At 39.9% G+C, this 19,486-nt stretch carries 19 protein-coding genes and 1 pseudogene; 7 read left to right on the top strand and 13 right to left on the bottom strand.

Translation table 11 applies throughout. The annotated features are described in order from the left end of the window. Positions 1–430: 430 nt before the first annotated feature. Positions 431–1,366, bottom strand: a complete 936-nt coding sequence (locus ACZ5A8_RS14980) for a hypothetical protein (RefSeq protein ID WP_464530021.1) — start codon at positions 1,364–1,366, stop codon at positions 431–433. Then, positions 1,353–2,516, bottom strand: coding sequence for a (Fe-S)-binding protein (locus ACZ5A8_RS14975; protein ID WP_464530019.1), 1,164 nt, complete (start codon positions 2,514–2,516; stop codon positions 1,353–1,355). Before ACZ5A8_RS14975 ends, ACZ5A8_RS14980 begins: the two co-directional genes overlap by 14 nt. A 330-nt stretch (positions 2,517–2,846) precedes the next feature. Between ACZ5A8_RS14975 and ACZ5A8_RS14970 the strand changes: the two genes are divergently transcribed. Next, positions 2,847–3,107: a hypothetical protein gene (locus ACZ5A8_RS14970; RefSeq protein WP_464530017.1), complete on the top strand. Its 261-nt coding sequence runs from the start codon at positions 2,847–2,849 to the stop codon at positions 3,105–3,107. A 315-nt stretch (positions 3,108–3,422) separates the two neighbouring features. On the opposite strand, the gene hgcB is transcribed toward ACZ5A8_RS14970, so the two are convergent. Genes hgcB through hgcC form a run of 3 tightly spaced genes read right to left on the bottom strand, consistent with a single transcriptional unit; the run spans position 3,423 to position 5,142 of the window. Further along, positions 3,423–3,758, bottom strand: coding sequence for a mercury methylation ferredoxin HgcB (gene hgcB / locus ACZ5A8_RS14965; protein ID WP_464530016.1), 336 nt, complete (start codon positions 3,756–3,758; stop codon positions 3,423–3,425). Beyond that, a complete protein-coding gene (gene hgcA, locus ACZ5A8_RS14960; RefSeq protein ID WP_464530015.1) occupies positions 3,759–4,832 on the bottom strand; it encodes a mercury methylation corrinoid protein HgcA in 1,074 nt (357 codons plus the stop codon). It abuts the gene before it with no gap. A gap of 19 nt (positions 4,833–4,851) precedes the next feature. After that, positions 4,852–5,142 (bottom strand): HgcAB-associated protein HgcC, encoded by a 291-nt coding sequence (gene hgcC, locus ACZ5A8_RS14955; protein ID WP_464530013.1) that lies wholly within the window; start codon positions 5,140–5,142, stop codon positions 4,852–4,854. Positions 5,143–5,372: 230 nt separating this feature from the next. On the opposite strand from hgcC, the gene ACZ5A8_RS14950 reads away from it, so the two are divergent. The 3 genes from ACZ5A8_RS14950 (at position 5,373) to ACZ5A8_RS14940 (ending at position 7,445) form a co-directional block, all read left to right on the top strand. Then, positions 5,373–6,302: a nucleotide-binding protein gene (locus ACZ5A8_RS14950; protein WP_464530012.1), complete on the top strand. Its 930-nt coding sequence runs from the start codon at positions 5,373–5,375 to the stop codon at positions 6,300–6,302. Between the two features lie 331 nt (positions 6,303–6,633). Further along, positions 6,634–6,921, top strand: coding sequence for a hypothetical protein (locus ACZ5A8_RS14945; protein ID WP_048048017.1), 288 nt, complete (start codon positions 6,634–6,636; stop codon positions 6,919–6,921). A gap of 323 nt (positions 6,922–7,244) precedes the next feature. Continuing rightward, on the top strand, positions 7,245–7,445 hold the full coding sequence (locus tag ACZ5A8_RS14940; protein WP_259637134.1) for a winged helix-turn-helix domain-containing protein: 201 nt from the start codon (positions 7,245–7,247) through the stop codon (positions 7,443–7,445). A 445-nt stretch (positions 7,446–7,890) separates the two neighbouring features. On the opposite strand, the gene ACZ5A8_RS14935 is transcribed toward ACZ5A8_RS14940, so the two are convergent. From ACZ5A8_RS14935 to ACZ5A8_RS14920, 4 genes and pseudogenes are all read right to left on the bottom strand, one after another. Continuing rightward, complete coding sequence (locus ACZ5A8_RS14935) at positions 7,891–9,531, bottom strand: TolB family protein (protein ID WP_464534155.1); 1,641 nt, start codon at positions 9,529–9,531, stop codon at positions 7,891–7,893. Beyond that, positions 9,506–9,595 carry a hypothetical protein gene (locus ACZ5A8_RS14930; RefSeq protein ID WP_464530010.1) on the bottom strand — a complete coding sequence of 30 codons (90 nt, stop codon included), beginning with the start codon at positions 9,593–9,595 and terminating at the stop codon, positions 9,506–9,508. Before ACZ5A8_RS14930 ends, ACZ5A8_RS14935 begins: the two co-directional genes overlap by 26 nt. Before the next feature lie 1,473 nt (positions 9,596–11,068). After that, positions 11,069–11,354: pseudogene (locus ACZ5A8_RS14925) on the bottom strand (transposase); the annotation flags it as partial. A 258-nt stretch (positions 11,355–11,612) separates the two neighbouring features. Beyond that, positions 11,613–13,031, bottom strand: coding sequence for a tyrosine-type recombinase/integrase (locus ACZ5A8_RS14920; protein ID WP_464530008.1), 1,419 nt, complete (start codon positions 13,029–13,031; stop codon positions 11,613–11,615). Positions 13,032–13,181: 150 nt separating this feature from the next. On the opposite strand from ACZ5A8_RS14920, the gene ACZ5A8_RS14915 reads away from it, so the two are divergent. After that, on the top strand, positions 13,182–14,237 hold the full coding sequence (locus ACZ5A8_RS14915; RefSeq protein WP_464530007.1) for a tetratricopeptide repeat protein: 1,056 nt from the start codon (positions 13,182–13,184) through the stop codon (positions 14,235–14,237). Between the two features lie 291 nt (positions 14,238–14,528). On the opposite strand, the gene ACZ5A8_RS14910 is transcribed toward ACZ5A8_RS14915, so the two are convergent. After that, complete coding sequence (locus ACZ5A8_RS14910; RefSeq protein WP_464530006.1) at positions 14,529–15,230, bottom strand: DUF434 domain-containing protein; 702 nt, start codon at positions 15,228–15,230, stop codon at positions 14,529–14,531. A 225-nt stretch (positions 15,231–15,455) separates the two neighbouring features. Here ACZ5A8_RS14910 and ala point away from each other — a divergent pair, with 225 nt between their 5' ends. After that, complete coding sequence (ala, locus tag ACZ5A8_RS14905) at positions 15,456–16,436, top strand: alanine dehydrogenase (protein ID WP_229390442.1); 981 nt, start codon at positions 15,456–15,458, stop codon at positions 16,434–16,436. A 762-nt stretch (positions 16,437–17,198) separates the two neighbouring features. Here the strand turns inward: ala and ACZ5A8_RS14900 are convergent. From ACZ5A8_RS14900 to ACZ5A8_RS14890, 3 genes are all read right to left on the bottom strand, one after another. Beyond that, entirely contained in the window at positions 17,199–17,417 is a 219-nt protein-coding gene (locus tag ACZ5A8_RS14900; RefSeq protein ID WP_464530004.1) for a hypothetical protein, read from the bottom strand. 59 nt (positions 17,418–17,476) lie between these two features. After that, positions 17,477–17,866, bottom strand: a complete 390-nt coding sequence (locus tag ACZ5A8_RS14895; protein ID WP_464530002.1) for a hypothetical protein — start codon at positions 17,864–17,866, stop codon at positions 17,477–17,479. Between the two features lie 421 nt (positions 17,867–18,287). Beyond that, complete coding sequence (locus ACZ5A8_RS14890) at positions 18,288–18,497, bottom strand: hypothetical protein (protein WP_464530000.1); 210 nt, start codon at positions 18,495–18,497, stop codon at positions 18,288–18,290. A 435-nt stretch (positions 18,498–18,932) separates the two neighbouring features. Here ACZ5A8_RS14890 and hdrC point away from each other — a divergent pair, with 435 nt between their 5' ends. Continuing rightward, positions 18,933–19,472 carry a CoB--CoM heterodisulfide reductase subunit C gene (hdrC, locus tag ACZ5A8_RS14885; RefSeq protein WP_464529999.1) on the top strand — a complete coding sequence of 180 codons (540 nt, stop codon included), beginning with the start codon at positions 18,933–18,935 and terminating at the stop codon, positions 19,470–19,472. The last annotated feature ends 14 nt before the right edge of the window (positions 19,473–19,486 follow it).

The following is a 19,486-nucleotide window of genomic DNA, read 5'->3' as shown; positions in this document are numbered from 1 at the left end:
TGAATTCGTCTCCTTTATGTTCTGCTTCTGGCATCACTACGTCTAATTGAGATCGGTGGATATATAAATCGGGAATTAAGCAAAAATGTGATCTAGTTTCTCATTATCCGAATTTTTGCGGCAAAAAAAGAAGTTTTGAAGACTTCAACAAATCAATAGTTAAGGATGTTTAGTATAGGCTGTGATCTCAATTCTGAGAGCTTTCTATAAGGCTCTGTTATTTAAGTTAACTTTTAGAAGAATGGCTATGGCATGTGATTAGAATGAAAAAAATGACATGAGCGGTTGAATAGTGAAATTGGGGAGGGCTGAAAAGAAAATCAAAGGAAAGATAATCGGAATATGGGCAATATACAGATTTTTCTGTAAATTACAAATCTCAAGAGTTATGGGTAGAAGATTATGGGGCCTCCATAGGAGGCAAACCCATTTATGCCGTGGCAGGCTCTGCCAGTTCCGAACTTTGATTCAACCCCGAGCTTTGATCTGCTGGCCATTTGGCAAGGACGATATCCCAGGTATAGAGCCAGGAGACAAAGATCCAAACTATACTTCCAGCAGTGCCCGGATCAATCCCCAAAATCTTCAAGATTACTACATATGATAGGCCTGTCAAAACCAGGGATATGATAAGACCAATAATCCCTTTTACTGGTTGAGCAACCTTCTGTGCAGGCCATGTTTCCAGATTCCATGAGAACATGACGAGCCACCATACAAAAAGAACAAAGAACAATCCTCCTTCAGGCTTAAAGAAACTCGTGCCTGCTATGCTGTAGGCTTGCCAGAAAATAAGACTCAGGAATCCTAAAACGGTGAAAGCCAGAATTCCCTTCACTGGCTGGGTTACCTGCTGCAATGGCCATTTCTCTACCCAGAAGAAGTAATAAACAAACATCGCAAACCAGATAGATGGAACAAAGCCTAATCCTACCATGAGGATTATGGCGAAAACATAACAGAAAAGAGCGTTGAAAAAAACAGATTTAGGTTGAGAAAAACCATTAACAAAAGGATTATCAAAGGCAATAATGATTCCAATTCCAAGGAAGAGGTTAGAGATCAGTGACCAATAGGTTTCAGGTCCATATCCAAGCCATGAAATAACCAGTGGATGCAATACTCCGACCACCAGGCAGATAACCAGATAAGTAATTCCCCTTAGAGGTTGTCTTACATTCTCCAGTGGCCAGTTTCCAGCAAGCGAAACGAGAAATGCAGTCCAAACGAAGAATAAGGCATATACGCTGAGCATATCCGGATTAATGCCAAAAGTTTCCTGACCGATTCCAATAAAGATTATTGAAGAGATGATAACACAAAGGACTGGAATGATTCCACGAACAGGTTGATTATTTAGACTCATGCTTTACCTCCTCCGTTAAATCGTCTATCCACGGGCTCAAAACTGACTCGTTCTCTATTTCCTTCGCTAAATTTCTTGCCCACTGGTTCAAAGTTTTCATATTTTCCGTTGCAATTTCCGGAGGATTGGGAGCTTTTGCTGCCTGTTCAGCCGGATTTTTGCCGAATAATAGATCAAGTAGATGGACACATTTTTTTCCCTGACCGGAGAATATATCTCGGCAGGTTGCACAATAGGTAACCAGATCGTGGGAAGATTCTCGAATTGTCCGTTCTGTTTTTGCTGCACCGACATCTGCATTCGCTAGAAATACCATTCCACCCATTCCGCAGCAATGGGTATTATCCCGGGTGTGGACATGTTCTTGAACCATGTACCCTGCTTTAGAAATCAAAGAACGCACTGCATCCTGAATTTCGGGATGACCGCGTGCAGAGCATGGATCATGAATAGTGTAAGTATTGTTTCCCTTTTCTGGAAATTTAGCACCAGTTTCAGAAAGCACATTATAAAGAGAGACTGGCTTGACATCAGTCAATTGTTCAGAAAAACGTTTGTAACAATATGGGCAAGCTACAATAATTTTGGAAGCTCCCAGACGTTTTATATCTTGCTCAAGTTGCTCTGTTATCTGGTTAGCATAGTCAGTTTTTCCAATCAACACTGATGGTCCCCCACAGCAGCCCAGTGCTATCCCAAGATTGGCATATTGTGTAGTAAGATGTGAGTATGCTGCTTTGACAAGATCCGGCGAATATGCAGAAAGCGCGCATCCTGGAAAGAAAACTGCATCGCAGGATTCTGTCCCCTTACCTGCAGAGATGATCCTGAAGCTTTCTGATAAGTAAAATTCCTGCCCATCTATTGCAGGCCTGTGACCGGGAAGTGGTCCAGTTCCCTTTGAGACGAGTTTCCCGCGGGCTTCCATTATCATAAGTCCAAGATTCAGATTCTCAGGGCAAAGTTTCTGACAGTATCCACAGATATTGCACGAATAAGGCAGGATAGGATTATTGGAAAAACCCGTATTCAATGCTTCATCAGCCAGCTCTTTTGGTGTTTTTCCATATGCGATTAGAAAATCACATTCATCAATACACTGACCACATTCGATGCACTTTGCCGCAACAGTTTCAGCATAACTTGTCATTAATATTCCTCTACTAGAAAATTATCCAAATTCCACATCAGTTCACAATTGTGAAGATTTTAAGGCAAATTCTCAATTGTGAAGTCAGCATGAGCTATAAAATGCGAGATATTTATACTCTTAAGTTCCGGCAAAATTTGCCTTAATTTGAGTATTGATTTTATCTTTCGGATTTTGATCAAACAGATTGATACTTCATATTCGCTAGATACTTCGTATCCACTAAGAACTAAAGGCTGTTCTATCGGTTCTGAAAAAATCGTCATTAACCATAACCTGAATAGTTAGAAGAAAACATAGGTAAGAGTATACCAAAACGGAAGGTTTCATATGCAGTCCTATAATCTCAATGGATGCAAGATCAAAAAAGAAGTAAACATTCCCGTTATCGCAGTCAAAGAAATCCGCACGGAAGAACAGGTTCGGTTCTTAAATGAAAATGATTATGTGGATTTTGCTGCTATTGGCAGAGGCAAGTTAGCTGACCCTGAGTTTGCCAATCATGTGATAAACAGTGAGCCTGTAAACACGTGCTCAGGATGCAAGAATTGTTTATGGTTTACTGACCATAACCTGTGCCCGGCAAGATAAGACAAGTAAAATGTAGGTGTGAACTTTTACAAAAGTAAGAAAGCAACTATAGAATTGAACTGAAAATTGTGGAAAGAAGTTAAGGCATGAAACAATATACTGAGCTCATACCAAAACCAAATTTTACCTTCAGATCAAAAAATCTCGGAACCATTTTCAGGATCGAGAACTCTACTGTTCATTCAGAATTTGAGATTTCAGAGACTCATTTGAGTTTAGGGATCAGTTCGTAAAGATACCAACCGATTACTAGAGAACGACCAAATTCGTATTCAACTGCAATTATTTATTACTCTGATGCAGACATTTTTTTCATTACTTTTCACTACAGGATATTTTCTCTGTACTTCCACTGCAGCAAGATCCAGTCTCTCCTCCACAGCCACATTCGCCACTATCCATATCTCTTCCTCTAATTGCTGCACCAATCATTGCCCATGCGCAGCCAACTCCACTCTGCACTTCTATAGCCTGGACAGGGCAATTCAGAGCACATGCTCCGCATTCCATACATGCAGATGGCTGTACGAGTTCAACGTGTTCTTCTCCTTCGGCAAAGACTCCGTGAGGACAGACCTGCATACAACGCCTGCAGTTGATACACTGGTCCAGATGATACTTGAGTGTGTTCTCAAGATACGAATTAAACATTCAGATCACCTTCATTAACGCGATTACTCCCAGAAGAATTGAGAGTATAATTCCAGAGCCTGCCATAAACGCCATTACAGGCACATATCGGAAAATTTCTTTTTTAACGCCAGTCCTTGAAGTAAAAGTTGTACATCCTGTAAAGTTAAGTGCTAAGTACGCTACTAAAGCTGGCATAATCAGAAGTACTGCCAAAGATATCAGAGCATTCTCCCATAAGGGAAATGCAGAATTTGCCATAAAGGAAACAACTGCAAAAGGAATAGCGACAATCTCCCCCAGAATGAGCCCTTTTGTACTGAAATCGTGTGTGGGGATAAACGGAAGCAGAGCTGGGAAGAGTAAAGTTCCCACAAGAACTGTTGTGATTACAGCGAAGGCTGTAAGAGGGCCTGCAAGGAAATAAAGAATAATACTGGCAATAATTGTCGGCAGTGCTGCATGGATAAACTCTATAGGGGTAAGTACCAGTCGATCTTTTAATGGGAATTGAACCCTGCGCATTTCAGGCGTTGCCTTCCGCGTTTTGAGGTATTCGGGAAGGTCGCTGGCACGAACGGGACCATATTCCACCGTAAATCCGGATCTGCGTTTCACTTCGTATGCAGATATTCCCGGAGCTGACAGCTGAGGAAGGATGAGGGTTCGGTGCTTGACAACGTCGGTAAGCCCTGTAGATGATATACGCCGCACAAGTTCATCTGTCCCGAATGTACCTTTACCCGCAGCACACCAGACATTTATTCCCTTTGTGTCCAGGACAAGAATATAACAGTCAGTGCCTGCAAGTGCGAAACGGACGGCGTCAAAACTCAGCGTGTAATTTGCAGAGACAAAAACAGGTGAATCCGGTGTCGGATTTCCTAGCCGGTAAAGGCCGGGCTTTACAATACGTCCCATCCGGTTAACTCCCCACCGGGCAAGGAAGTGATCGAGCCGATTGGCGAATGTGATTGTGCTTGTGGTATTGAGAATCTCAGAAACCGGTAGATTTTCAGTCAAACGATTTAATGGCTTTATCTCCAATCTCTGTGTGCATGAGCATGATGAACCAGCAGTCTTTTTATTGTCCATGTGATCCCAACTCCTCTTTTCAATCGTTATCTTGCATCAAAGGGTCTAACACACCTTTTACCATTCCGCTAAGGGACTCGACCTTTATGAGAGCGAGGCAGCAAATACTACCTTCCTTTTCCCAGCTGATCAAAGCAAGTTTATTCCCTGGATTGATGCCAGCTTTTTCCCGTACGTCTTTTGGAAGTACCATCTGTCCTCTTTCATCCACACTAAGAACTGCCTCGACCTTGCATCCCGAACCCTGATTACATCCGCATGACGATCCGTTAGAATTACAACATTCATCAATTGTTTTCTTATTGGCCATTAGAATCCTCATGATAATGAGGTTTTCCATAAATTTATACTTTTCTGATTTTTCTGATTTATCAGAAAAATTATCAAATTAATCTTTTCATTAGCCAGATAAGAAGTAGAAATTCAATAAAAAGAGGGGATTTTTGCCGCAAAATCAAGAAAAACAGAATTTAAAAGTCAATTATTGCTGAAGTCTAAGATTATAAATTGTATCTGTTTGTTTCTCCGTATGGTGATGAAATGACAAAAGCACGAAACATCGCAATCTACGGAAAAGGAGGTATCGGAAAATCGACTACCTCATCAAATCTTTCAGCAGCTCTTTCGGACCTGGGCCTTACAGTAATGCAGATCGGCTGTGATCCAAAGAGCGACTCCACAAATAACCTGAGGGGCGGGAAATCGATTCCTTCGGTTCTTGATGCTTTAAGGAGTGGGAAAAGAATAGAAACAAGCGATATTGTCTACGAGGGCTTTAATGGCATTCTCTGTGTCGAGGCAGGAGGTCCGGAGCCTGGAGTGGGATGCGCTGGCAGGGGTATTATTACTGCAATTGAACTCCTGAGGCAAAAAAATGTCTTTGAGGAATTCAAACCTGATGTAGTAATATATGACGTCCTTGGAGACGTTGTCTGTGGAGGATTTTCAATACCTATCCGTGAAGGTGTTGCAGAACAGGTATACACTGTCGCATCCTCGGATTTCATGGCAATATATGCAGCCAACAATCTTTTCAAAGGAATAAGAAAATATGCAAACAATGGCGGTGCGCTGTTCAGCGGCATAATTGCAAACTCAATGAACCAGCAGATTCAAAAGGAGATAATAAACGACTTTGCAAGTCAGACAAAGACAACGATTGCAGGATATGTGCCCCGTTCGCTTGATGTTACAAGGAGTGAACTCAGAGGGCAGACTGTGGTCGAACATGCACCTGACTCAGAGCAGGCTGAGCTTTACAGAGAACTTGCAAGGGGCATTTTGCATAATGATAAGAAATATGTTCCTGCCCCACTTGAATCTGAAGAACTCAAAGTATGGGCTGAAAGCTGGTCAGATATACTCCTCAGGGAGCGTGAACATGTACAACAGGGAGAAGGGAAAAGAAGCAGTATTGAAGGGAAAAGAAGCGGTATTGAAGGAAGAACGCTGGTAAGCTCGGAAGCATGAAACTCTTAAGTTTCGGCCTTTAAACTTCTGTTGTAAACCCTTTCTGCAACAGGAGCTTTCGAACTTCAAGGTAACTCTGTGAACTCATACTTTTATCTGTGCATGGAGGCATTTCATCCACTTCTTTGCAAATGATAGTTGTTTTATTCCAGAATTTCTTTTTGGAATCTCTTTTTTTCAGTAATTTTTTATTCAGTTCTGTGATCACAATGTTTTTATAACTTAAGAAAATAGTGTATTCACAATTGTGAATTCAACGTTAAAAAAGTTCACAATTGTGAACCTATATTTGCACATAAAAATATAGAAAAATCATACATGCGGTAAGATAATGGGTTTAAATGAGCAGAATATAAAGCAAAACAAGAGTTATAGAACTATGATTGATTCGGAGGGAGCGGGGCATATCAGAATAATCAGACGTATCAACCTTAAGACTCTAATAGAGATCTTTAAAGAATTATATCTAGAACTTAAAAAAGACCCTGAAAAAAAACCGCATATAACCATATATGTTTCTCATTCAATTTACGAAGAGATGTCAGATAACATGAAGCACTTCCATGAATTTGCGGTCTCGTGTATGGATGGTACATTTGACCTAATAGTTATTAGCTAACTGATTCGTTTCAGTACTTCTAATTAAGAAAGAAAAAGCTCTGAAGTTATTTTTCGGGCATTTCTCCATCTGGGATACTTTAAAGTACAATTATGTTAATTTGCCTTTGTTTTTCATATTTATCTCTCCTTAAAGTCTAATAAACTAATCCTTTTGTATCTGTTTTTAAAATTTGGACCAAACGGCTTAAATATAAAGAGCTCTTTTATGAGGATGGTGACTCACTATGAGGGATCGTTTTTGTTGAAAATGAATCTATAAACGACAATTCGAATGAAATTAGCTACGAAAAACTTGAGAAACTGCCTCCGTCTGCAAAGCTGGTGTTTAAAACGCTTGAAGCAAACGGACAGATGACACAAAAAGATCTAATTCGTGAAACAATTCTTCCTTCACGCACAGTCCGATATGCATTGAACAGACTAAAGGAAGAAAAAATCTTAATGGAACGTTTTTATTTCCTTGACTCACGCCAGAGCCTTTACGAAATAAAGAGGCAGGTGAGTAATGCTATTGTAGTCTGAAGTAATATGAAGCAATAAATGCTCTTTTGTGCAAGCATGTTTGTAAAACATGCCTTTGTACAACCACTTAAACTGCAATATAAATCTGAATCTTGAGGTTTTTACCTCAATCTTTTTCTTAACTCTTATTTCCTCCACTGCATATGAACAAGTTTAAAAAGGGTATGTCTGAGTTTTCCAAACTCTACTCCACAAACATAGAGAAAGAGTAGGTGGCGGTACGATAACTTCGGACACGTCAGGACCCGCACTTTCAGCCTATGGAAAAAAAACAAAGAAGAGCGTAAAGAAAAATTCTGAAACCAGTCATTTAAAAATGAAAAAATGAAATAAGACCTATAGATTTGAAGATATTAAAGCTAAAATACCCTGTTTCAATAATGGAGCATTTCATCCATATTTAATAACAGAATATTTGCTTCAACATCAAGAATCTTCGAGCTTCTCATAAATTCAATGAGTACCTGTAGACATCAAATCCCTGCTGGTCTTTTTCTGTAGAGGTTAAAGGGTCTCTCCTGTAAGTTTCCGTGCGGTTGTCTTTCAGACCTCCCCGTACAAAAAACACAAACTCCTCAGTCTCGTTATTCGGTATTATGGTCACATTCAGGGTTTCTTCCTGCCCTGTATTCCATTCATATTCTATAAATTCAACAAGTGGATATTGAACAGTTATTTCTCCGTCTTTTCCCTGAACAGAACTACCTTCTGAAAAGATATTGGCAATGCTGCCTGTTCCTTCTACACCTTCGATTTTGTCTTTACCGGGGAAGGAAACTAAGATATTCCCTTCACTTGCGTTTCCTCCCTCATTCGTTACTGTTATGGAAATTGTGACATTTCCTTCCTGAGAAAGTCCTTCGGAAGGATCGACTTTAATGCCGGTAATTTTTGGAGAAGGTGGATTATAAGGTTCAAATAAGAGATTGATAACAATAATATCCGAACCATTAATTGCGGCCCTATCCGAACTATTCATCTGATCAATGCCTGAATCGTTTATCGTACTGATATTTGAGTCATTTATCGCGTTAATATCCGAGCTATTAATCAAATTAAAGTTCGAACCATTTATATTTGAACCGTTTATCGTGTCGGTATCTGTGATATTAACAGTAGAATTATTCCCCGTGTCGTATCCTGTGAAAACAATTTTTGACCCGTCAGGACTCCACTTGGGAACAGAATCAGGGCTTCCAGTATTGTTTGTAAGCTTGGCTCTGTAACTTCCTTCAATATCCTTGATCCAGATATCAGGGCTCCCTCCTTCATCCGAGACATATGCTATCCATTTTCCATCAGGACTAAAAGAGGGATTCCACTCGTTGTACGATGTATTCGTTAACTGCGCCTGATTTGTACCATAAAAGTCTATTACCCACAGGTCATATTTGTCTTTCAAGTCTTTTGCACTATAAATGATTCTTAATCCAAGAGGACACCAGTCCTTTCCAATTCCTACATTTTCTGATGCCCCTAGCCTTGTTTTGTTGCTTCCGTCCCGATCAACTATCCATAACTGAGACGGCATATCCTCAGGTTCCTGCGTATATGCTATTTTTCTCCCAAGGCGGCACCATACACCCCAGCCTTCAGAGACCTGCGGGTCGTTGGTAACAGAGAATACTGTTCCGTTTTCCAGGTTTGCCAGATAAAGATCATATTGAGAATCAATCGATTTAGTCAAAATCAGTTCTGTTCCGATAGGGTTTATATCACTAAAGCCGGTAAGATTTCCTTCTCCAGTGCCCGTTCGTTCTATCTCGCTGCCATTTGCTCTCATTCTATATGATTCAAGACTATCCGAGTCATTTCTTTTAACAGTGTACAAAATGTAATTTCCATCCGGAGTCCAGACCGGAGAGAGTTCAGATTCGGGACTATCAGTTAGAAAAGTAATTTCTTCTACAACATCATCTGCAGAAATAATTTCTCCATTGTCTGTAGTCTTTCCTGCGGCAATACAGATTAAGCCGGAACCTGAGTCAAAATAATTTCTAGAAGCATTTTCTGTTATATTCAATCCAGATCCTTCTGTAAAGTTACCATACCCGGATAGTTCATTGGTCACTGCCTCTACAGGCAGGACAAGAATTACAATGAACATTAACAAACACAAAGCTTTTAGTATTTCTTTCATATGTAATCACCGTTAACTTAGAAAAATTAATCTTATCATTATATATGATTAATTATAAAACATATCGAAATTTTAGTCCATATTATACATCGTTAACTAAATTCAGAAAATATATGGACATAGATAGAAAGCATTGATAAGTTCTGGATAATCCGCCGACATTGTCTCGTAAGAATAGAAATAGAATTTTTCGATTTTCTCTTATTTTTCATCGGTATTGATATCTCGAATATTACTAGTGTCTCGTCAATCCTAAAGGATCGAATGATTCCGGATGGTTGCAGCCAATTTTATACGACATTTGATCGTTGACGCAACACTAGTACTGCGATTCCAAAGTAAATTCATAAACCTTGGTTTTTGAATAGATTCGAAGACCACGGATTTTCCCGATAAATAAGGAATTGATTTTGGAATCGAAGCACTAGAAGATATAGACTAAATTTTAGTTAAACAAGTTTTCTATCAATTTTCTCGGCAGTGTGCAAATTTTTCTGTAAATTAATCCACCAAATTCCAGCACGAACAATCAAACTGACTAATATCTGTTTTTCAGGGTGCGTTTTTTTGCTAGAAGTATTTTTCGATCAATACACTATCTTTCTTCAATCTGTTTCAGATATGGTTTTCTTGTTCTTTCAATTTCAAATTCTAAGCATCTAATTTTCTCTTCCCGTTTTTTGATGAGATTTTATAATTCTCAATTGTCCAAAGATGACAGATTTATCATTTTTTATTTCTGATTTTCAATATGCTTGTTGTAGCATACAGAGAGAGCGGAATGAACGATTCCGATTTGATCCGTTAGTGTATAGTTGTGAAATGGAAAGGACAGAGAAAAAGTAGAACTCCGGCTGACGGTCTGACTTATATTAGGAAAGAAGCCAATATTAAAGATCAGACTTTGGATGTTATCAAGCCTCAGGTTTTCATTAATGAAGAAGAGATTAAACAGAAAATCTGGCTTAAATTCCAAAAGAAGCTAAGGAACTAGGGATAAAATACAGGAGCACTTTAAAAAAGATAAAGGATAAAATTTTAAAAGATGGAAAAGTGAATATAAAAACCAATGAAGTAAAAAAGCTATTAATGCATTTTCTATGATTTTATGCCATATAATTGCTTAAAATAATGGTTGAGCTGATCCCAAAACTCAGGATTTGCTTCTCGAATCCTGTATCCTGAATTCTTGAGAGGGTTCTTGATCTTGAAAATGATCATAAAAAATTGTTAATAAATGGAAGTAATGGCTTTTGGGATAAGCTCATTATAAGATTTATGGAATTAAGATTTCCTTGACTCCGTTTGTAATTTTTGTACTTGGAGCGCACGGAATAGGGTGATTATAGCTCCCGAACCCTAAGCATTATCTTTTTAGTATCCATCTTACTGTGCACACAATACCCCCTCCAGAAATAATAAATGGACTTTAACAGATTTGTTAAGTTACAGGAATATCAAAATATCAACTATAGTTCCTAACTCAACAAATTACACTTTTTATTTGTAGCTTGAATGTTCCATCCATTTTTTGCAAATGATAATGATTTTTCCATTTTCATAAATTCGTTTCTAATGATGTTTCTTAAATGTTCTTTTGATTGAATAAATGTGGCAGATACTTCTCTCTTAATCGTTTTCCACATAAATTCTACAGGATTTAGATCTGGAGAATAAGGAGGAAGGAACACAAGTGTTATTTTTAAATCTCTTGCTTTCCTTACCGTTTTATCAGCATGATGTGATTTTGAATTATCCAGAACAAGAATTCTTCTCTTCTTTTGATTATATTTCTATTATTATATTAAAAACAATATTATTTTAATGTGATCTATAGAAAACAAATCAACCGCGTAAGTCCTATATATAATAATATCCAAAAGGGCTTCAGGAGAATGAAAAAAGAGAAAGGGATTAAAAGGACAAAGCCTTCGTTTTCCCAGACTTTAGCGGGTTGTTTTCTCCCGCTTTTGGTAAAAAAAGAAAGGGAATTAAATTCAAACGAATTTAAAAAATAGTGAGAGGAATTAATAGGGATTTCTCTTAAATTCATCAATATCTTTCTGAAAAAATGCTTTTATTCTTTGAATTTGCATCTTTAACTTTTTATTTTCCTCTCTTAATGTTTTCTGTTGCTCTTTTTCTAAATCACCGGTTTCAATGATGTAACCATTATCCATTGCTATAATTCCTTTCAGGGATCCAAGCCTTTCAATTTCTTCATTATTTTTCTCAATTTCAAACTCATAGGGTTTTATTGCTGAATCTCTTTCCATTTCCATCATACGAATATGTGTTTCAATTCTATAATTTTTAAAGTCTGATTCAAGCCTCTGGTGCTCAAATGCTTCAAGTTTGTTTGTTTCTGATTCTGCTTTCAGTTTCGTAATTTCTGCTTTCATATCCTCAAAAGTTTCTTCAGTGAATGCAGCGCCTTTTTCAATGGTCAGGTACGGCATATACAAAAGATATCTTCGTTTCAACTCTTCAGGATTAACTTTCAGGTATGCGCTATCCACATCATCGGCTTTGTGCCCTAACATATGCTCACAGAATGCATAATCTAGCCCTGCGTGCCGTAACGTATTGTTAAAAAATTTACGAAGTTGATGGCTTCTCACAAGGTTCCAACCATTTGGGTTTATTTTTTGCGCCCTTTCTGCAAGCCTTGCGTACATTCTTGTAAAGGCAACCTCTGTAAATTTACGGTATTCTTCTGTTTTTGGGTCTTCGGGATTATATTGTTTTGAAATTCTATGCTGAATAAACAAGTATCCATCATCATTTACCACATGTTGCCGAGGTGCAGAGGGTCTGCTTCTGTATTCAATATATGAATCAATTGCTGTGCAGCATTCGGAAGAAATGAAACAGGTAAATTTAACCCCTGTTTTAATACGTGTGAGATTTAATACACAAATATTATTTTCCTTGTCACGCCCTTCTTTGTACTGCCGGAGCGTTAAATTAATTATATCGGACATGCCCAAACCTGATGAAGCACCGGTTAAAACTACCGCTTTTTCCAATGGGTCTGTTATGGTCAATACATCGTGAATATCCGCTTTTTCAATAATCCCTGCGTTCTCTTCCTTTGGGCTTGGTCGTTTATTCCCTTTAAGCTTTGGCGGGTTAAGTGAGAATGTGGAATAGAAGCTTGTCACGGCATTCATTGCGCTCTGAATAGAGTTCGGGGATAGTGTTGTCTTTTGCAAATAATTTCTAAAGGCATATCTCCGGTTTAGGATGGCTCTATCGTCCCCGTCAACGTTTTCACGAATTTCACGCTTTGCTTCCTGTAAAAGTTCAGTTGGTGACATTTTTGTGAATTCAACATATTTTTGGAAGCCAAGGAGATAAGCTTTCTCTGTTTTTGGTCTTCTGTTAATTCTCTCAAGCCACTTGATAATTGTTATTTCATCTCTTAAATCGTCATATGCTGCCATCTATTTTTGAACCATCCCAAATATAATTAGGGATTAATATATTAAAAACCTTCTGAAGTTCGGAAATAGTGAGTCAAAAATAAAAGCGTAATTATTTATAGCCAGCCAAATAAATTCACTGTAGAAGTTTAATTCAGGAGGTTTTTGGACATGGAAATAGATGCCGTAGACAAGCTGGTTTTTCATGTAATCGAAAAGGTTGCAGAAGATGAATGTGATCTCGATGAGGTCGTTGAGTTTGTCATTTCTTTTTCACGTGAGCACTCGCTTTCGCCAGAGACCCTGCTGAAACTCTCCTTTATTTTCGGCAACGATAAGATGTACAGGGAAAAATATGTGTTTTCCAGGGCATGTGCCTCACTATTCTCAGGGAAAATGCGAGAAAATGCCCATATGGAGGCCGGGAAAACAGCTTCTTTACTGGGACTTGAAGGTCTTGCTGCAAGAGAATTTGAAGAAGCGCTTGAGGAGAACCCGGAAAATATAGAAGCTCTCTGCGGATACGGAGATATGCTTGCCGAGCTCGGAAAACTTGATGCTTCAAGAGTCCAGTATGAAAAAGCCCTTGAGCTTCACCCTTTCCATATTGATACGCTCTGCAATTACGGCTGCCTGCTTTACAGGCTCAGGGATATGGACGGCGCCGAAGAAGCGTACAAAAAAACTCTTCTCCTTGACCCGAGGCATGTGGGAGCACACTGCGGGTATGGAATTTTACTTTACAAGCGAGGGCAAAAAACCGAGGCTAACTACCATTATATACGGGCGCTTGAACTTGATCCCGGACATGTAGAGTCCAATTTCCGCTACGCCAGTCTCCTTAAAGAAAAAGGGGAGTCTCTTGAAGCTGAAGCACATTATATAAAGGCTCTCAAAGTAGATCCGGAAAACTCCAAACTTCACATTTTTTATGCCCGCCTGCTTGCAGAGCATGGAATTGTCCATGGCGCAAGGGTACACTTCAGGTACGCGCTTAAAACTAACCCTGGTAATGTGGAAGCTCACTGCGAATATGCAAGGCTGCTTGCCAGGTTCGGACACAGGCACGAAGCCGAAGTCCAGTATAAAAAAGCCCTTGAACTTGATCCCGGGCATTTCGGAAGCCTGTGCGGATATGGGGATTTGCTGAAAGAAAAAGGACAGTATGAGGAAGCTGAAGAGGTCTACAGGCAGGCAGAATATTCCAGACGAGTCCCTGGTAATTAATTACTAATATATCGAGCCTGATAATCCTGATCTGTTTAATGAGTTTGGTCTACCCAGTCAGGCACATTCTTAGTTTAGAATATCCGGTTAGTATATTCTCAGTTAGTATATTCTCAGTTAGTATATTCTCAGTTAGTATATTCTCAGTTAGTATATTCTCAGTTAGTATATTCTCAGTTAGTATATTCTCAGTTAGTATGTCCGGTTAGTGTATCCGGTTAATACATTCTCAGTTAGTATATCTGGTTAATGTATCCGGTTAGTACATTCTCAGGTTGGTAGAGCCCTGATTCAGTACAGCCTTATCGGCTCAATTTCCATTTTTTCCATCAGGCAGGCAGGGATATCGAGTACCTGAGTGACCGAATCGATTACGATCCCGTCGGAGGTTGCTACAATAAGGTTTTTTTCGGGATTTCCGCCTTCGGTTTTCAGGTCCAAATCTGCAGTTTTTGAGGTCCGGGCTTCTCCCTGAATCCTGTATTCTTCAAGTTTGTAGCGGATGAAACCGGCAAGTTCTCCGCTCCGGCTGATCTGGGAATCAAGCAGGAAGGTTGCTGACTTAGAGCGGGCTTCGGAGAGAAATTCAAGGACTAAGTCCAGGGCTTCCTCAATATCTTCAGCCTGATTCGTTTTGCTGAAGTAATAACGGGTGTCCCTGATATACCCGTCGTCACAGAACCACATGAGCTCATTTTTCAACAGGCTGTCCACGCTCAGCAGGACGTTATAACCGTCAAGAATAATGTCCCTATTTCTTATGTCATCACATGCCATTTTTTTCCTGATTCTGGAAACTACCTTTTCCGGAGGCATAATTACCCTTGTAAGGATATGCCGCTCTTCGACACTGAGCCGGGAATGATCAGCCACAAAACGAATGGTTGCAAATTTAGGGTATCCCCAGCGCAGGATACTTCGGATATCTCTGGCAGGCTTCAGCAATTTTTCTTTCAGGTAGGTTCCGGGAAAAGCAGCAGAACTCTCTTGCATAATTTCTCCTTTCAGGAAGGAAGTTCTTTAAATGAGTGAAGATATATGTTATATATACATATTTGCGCGAATAAAATGGCAATTTATGCTACCCGGCAGTCAATGTGCCTGTGTGTCTGCCGGTTTTTATTCCGGTTTTATTCAATTTAAGCATGGCTTTCAGCGGGAAGTCGGCTTACGTTCAGGATGTGAGGATGGTCTATGGCTCCGGTGGAGGGTTACGTTATGGAAGTATTGTGGCTGGCTCAGGAAGAAGTAAAAAGTGTTATGGATATGCATTCCGATATGCTGGTAGTGGAAAGAGCTTTCAGGCAGCACGGGCTTGGCAAGGTTCAGATGCCTCCTAAATCCTATCTTTACTACACCGCTTACAACGGCGACCTGCGGACAATGCCTGCATATCTTGAAGAAGAGGATATCACAGGTGTAAAGATTGTAAATGTCCATCCTGGAAATCCCATGCGCGACCTTCCTACAGTAATGGCGCTGATCATCCTTATTTCCCCTGAAACCGGAGCTCCGGTTGCAATTATGGACGGGACTTACCTGACCGATATCCGGACAGGGGCAGCCGGAGGGATTGCCGCGAAATACCTTGCAAGGAAAGATTCGAAAGTTATCGGGCTGGTAGGCGCAGGGAACCAGGCAAGGACCCAGCTTGAGGCCCTCTGCGAAGTTTTCGAACCCGAAATTGTAAAGATCAATTCAAGGACAAAAGAAAGCTGTGAGAAGTTTATCCGGGAAATGTCAGAATTTGTGTCCTGTGAAATCCATTACGAAGAGAGCATTGAAAAGGTCTGCGACTGTGACATCCTTGTTACCACAACTCCTACTAGAAAACCAGTTGTAAAAGCCAGCTGGATTAAAGAAGGGACTCATATAAACGCAATAGGGGCAGATGCCGTAGGAAAAGAAGAACTTGACCCCGAACTTCTCCTCCGCTCCAAAATTGTCGTTGACGATATGGTACAGGCGCTCCATTCCGGGGAAGTGAACGTTCCCCTTTCCAAGCACTATATCTCTGAGAATGATATCCATGCCCAGCTTGGAGAAGTTATAGTCGGTCTCAAACCCGGCAGGACCAGTGAAGAGGAGATTACGATCTTCGATTCCACAGGGCTTGCAATTCAGGATGTTGCAACTGCACACATGGTCTACGAAAGAGCTGTTCGGGAGGGGCTTGGCAGACAGGTCCGCATGTTCTGAAATCTGTTTCCTATTTTCCACTTCTACTTTTTCTGTATCGATTTTTTTGCAATTTTCTAGCTCTGTTTCCACTCTTTTTTTCCTTTCCTATTTTTCGGCGGTTCCTGATTAACTGGTTTATCTATTACGGAATACAGATAGGGAATACCTCAATTTTCTCTCCTTGCGCTACGTGGGGTCGAAGCCTGCCTGTCTGCCAACCGGATTATAAAATAAATTTTGAACCAGTACTGCAATTAAGAGAAACAATATCCTGAAGAAAATCTCCTAGTGTCTAGGAAATTTATTTATGAGCCATCATAATTACGAAAAAAGACTACTTATGAGGGGTAATCTAAATATTAATGCCCTCCTAATTAAGTTGCCATGACACTAGCCCAGGAGAAGAATATTTCCCTTAACTCCGGAAACCGATTTTCAACTATTCTGCCAAGTTCATATTCTTCTAAGTTGTCAAGAGTATCGGTGTATAAATAAAAAAGAGATTACAGACTCAACTTCGATTGAAATCGAGCCTGTTCAAATTTATACTCATTAATCAGTTGCAAACCCGATATTGAGAGCTCCTTCCCCTTTGAAAACCATTCAATTTCCGGAGATAGAGCCTATCCCAAAACTAGGTTTCTTCTTAAATTAATAAAAGTTTCAGAACTATTTTCCATGATCATAAACTCGATTGATAGTTCAAAATTTGAGATTCAGAGACTCAATTTTAAGTTTTGGGATCAGCTCATAAATAAAAATACAAATTGTGTCCTGATTCTACTGCATCCTCAGCAACTTCCAGCACGATTCTCGTTTTTCTTTTATCCACTCAGTCACATCATCCCTTGCAAGTAGCTTTTTACATTCCTTAACAAGGAGTTCAGGTTCTAGATAACTTCCAGTAACATAAGTTTCCATAAGCGAAGAAAGATTAGGATAGTCACCCAGCTTCCTGACTTCGCCACAATACTTCTCAATCTCGCTATTGATACCCAAGAAATTTTCTGCTCCACCCTCTAGACTGGTAATTACAATAGTGTCCGGCTCTTCGTCATCTAACAGAAACTCCACTGTTTTTTCGGGGAGAGGCTTCTTCTGTGTTTTAACGAATTCGCTCGAGTTTTAGGTCCAAATTTATCCGTGATTTGCTGCCAGCGCTGAGGGCTTTTGATATGAGTCCACCCCCATGAACTCGCCCCTTCCTCCAACCACCTTACATTGTTCTCATCTTTAGCAATACCAGTAGTTTTCGCCAGATTACCGTTCTTTTCGGCAACCGTTATCAAATCAGCTATAATTGCTTCACCATATTTATTTATCAGTTTCGTAGCTGCATTGTCAAATAAAATATCTGGAATGACCTTTTTAGCCTGGTTGAGTGGCACGTACTTAATAAGAGGGACCACTACTTTCTGGATTTCGTTGAGCTTTGAAGGATACTTCACAAGGAAAAGGGTGACGGTTGCCCCTGTTTTTCCTTCATCTACTATACCTGAGAAAGCACCTGTAGCATTCAGGGCAGCTCCCAGTTCGTCACCATTTATTAGAGCTTAAACTGCATCCCTTGCATCAGCTACACCTCCAGCAACCGGAACAAGTGAGAAGCGATCCAGCCCACGAGATAGTAAGGAGAAGAAGCAATTTTACTGTCAACAAACCCAGTAAGACTCCCGCCTTCAATGCCGCATTCCCCAAAGACTGCACCAGGAACGATTGCATGACCTATCTCAAGGGTGCTGGGGTCAGGGTCTATACTGGACGGGGAGAGAGGATATTCATCGCCAAGTCAGAAATTCCATCTCGCGATCGGGGTCTAAGGAGAGAGTAAATGGTAAATATAAGCTTCTCAGCCGGCTTATCTGGAGGCTATTCGTTATTGTCTTCATCTATCGTTTTCACTTTCTGGCTTTTACTTTCAGCTATTCTCTTTTTTCTTCTTTTTTTGTCTGAAAGACCTCTCTCCTTTGTCGAGCGTGACAAGAATGGTTCAGTAAAACGAATAAGGTTGTAAGGAGCAAAATTCGTAAATTTGTCCTTTTCTATCTCTCTTGAGTGAAGCTGATTGCTATAGCCCATAAATTATTCTCTTGAGTTCAGTGAAAAGAACCACTCTTATTCCAATCTCTACTCTCTATATTTCTTTTATCTTCACTCAGCCTTTGATTTTTTTAGTTTTCATTTTTGTAAAATGAGCCTGAGCATGCTGGTATTTCTTTTTTTAAATATTTTTGTTTGCTATATTTATAATTAATTATCATGATAAATGTGCGAAACTTTTAAGTATATTATTATATTATTACCCCGCGAGCATCCTGAGCTTATTCCTGAACAGGAGCTTGTTTAACCTTCCTTTTCGGGTAATGAAGGTTCATGTATGCAATTCAAGATTGCAGAAGAGTCTTCTCGAGAAAGGGCAGAAATTTGAGGAATTATTCAAAATTTGAAAAATTATCTAAAACCTAAAATTGTCTATTCGCCTCAAAAACTAAGAGATGTATCAGGGATGAATCTATGAAACACCCTATAAAAACCTCAGAATCCGATCCTGCTTTTTTCGAAGAAATCAAAGAAGAAGCCGGAGCAGAAAAAATTCTGATGTGTTTTAACTGTAAGGGCTGCTCTACAGGCTGCCCGGTTACCGATGTTGTACCGCAATACAACATAAAAAAACTTCTGCGCATGTCTGCAATGGGGCTGCGGGACCGCGTGCTCAGCAGTGAGCACCTCTGGTACTGCACTACCTGCTTCAGGTGTCAAGAACGATGCCCAGAAGGAGTAAAAACCGTGGACACCATGCTTAAGCTTCGAAGTATTGCCGTAAAAAATGGCTTCATGCTTCCAGCTCATAAAAAAATCGCTGAGTCCGTGATGCGTACCGGGCATGGTGTTCCGATTGATGAGCAGAACAGGAAAAAGCGGAAAGAGCTTGAACTGGACGAACTGCCCGGAACCGTGCATTCCTTCCCGGAAGCCCTTGAAGAAGTAAGGCAGCTCGTTAAAGCCTGCGGGTTTGACAGGCTTGCAGGATTTGACCAGTCTTCTCCGGCCTGAAACACGAATTTGCG

The organism is Methanosarcina subterranea, assembly GCF_055385895.1.
The sequence above is the reverse complement of the archived record's forward strand: the minus strand, read 5'-3'. Positions and strand labels throughout refer to the sequence as shown.

Coding starts and splice junctions, on each gene's coding strand:
- ACZ5A8_RS14980 (WP_464530021.1), bottom strand. CDS start 1,366: ATGAGTCTAAATAATCAACCTGTTCGTGGAATCATTCCAGTCCTTTGT.
- ACZ5A8_RS14975 (WP_464530019.1), bottom strand. CDS start 2,516: ATGACAAGTTATGCTGAAACTGTTGCGGCAAAGTGCATCGAATGTGGT.
- ACZ5A8_RS14970 (WP_464530017.1), top strand. CDS start 2,847: ATGCAGTCCTATAATCTCAATGGATGCAAGATCAAAAAAGAAGTAAAC.
- hgcB (WP_464530016.1), bottom strand. CDS start 3,758: ATGTTTAATTCGTATCTTGAGAACACACTCAAGTATCATCTGGACCAG.
- hgcA (WP_464530015.1), bottom strand. CDS start 4,832: ATGGACAATAAAAAGACTGCTGGTTCATCATGCTCATGCACACAGAGA.
- hgcC (WP_464530013.1), bottom strand. CDS start 5,142: ATGGCCAATAAGAAAACAATTGATGAATGTTGTAATTCTAACGGATCG.
- ACZ5A8_RS14950 (WP_464530012.1), top strand. CDS start 5,373: ATGACAAAAGCACGAAACATCGCAATCTACGGAAAAGGAGGTATCGGA.
- ACZ5A8_RS14945 (WP_048048017.1), top strand. CDS start 6,634: ATGGGTTTAAATGAGCAGAATATAAAGCAAAACAAGAGTTATAGAACT.
- ACZ5A8_RS14920 (WP_464530008.1), bottom strand. CDS start 13,031: ATGGCAGCATATGACGATTTAAGAGATGAAATAACAATTATCAAGTGG.
- ACZ5A8_RS14915 (WP_464530007.1), top strand. CDS start 13,182: ATGGAAATAGATGCCGTAGACAAGCTGGTTTTTCATGTAATCGAAAAG.
- ACZ5A8_RS14910 (WP_464530006.1), bottom strand. CDS start 15,230: ATGCAAGAGAGTTCTGCTGCTTTTCCCGGAACCTACCTGAAAGAAAAA.
- ala (WP_229390442.1), top strand. CDS start 15,456: ATGGAAGTATTGTGGCTGGCTCAGGAAGAAGTAAAAAGTGTTATGGAT.
- ACZ5A8_RS14890 (WP_464530000.1), bottom strand. CDS start 18,497: ATGGGCTATAGCAATCAGCTTCACTCAAGAGAGATAGAAAAGGACAAA.
- hdrC (WP_464529999.1), top strand. CDS start 18,933: ATGAAACACCCTATAAAAACCTCAGAATCCGATCCTGCTTTTTTCGAA.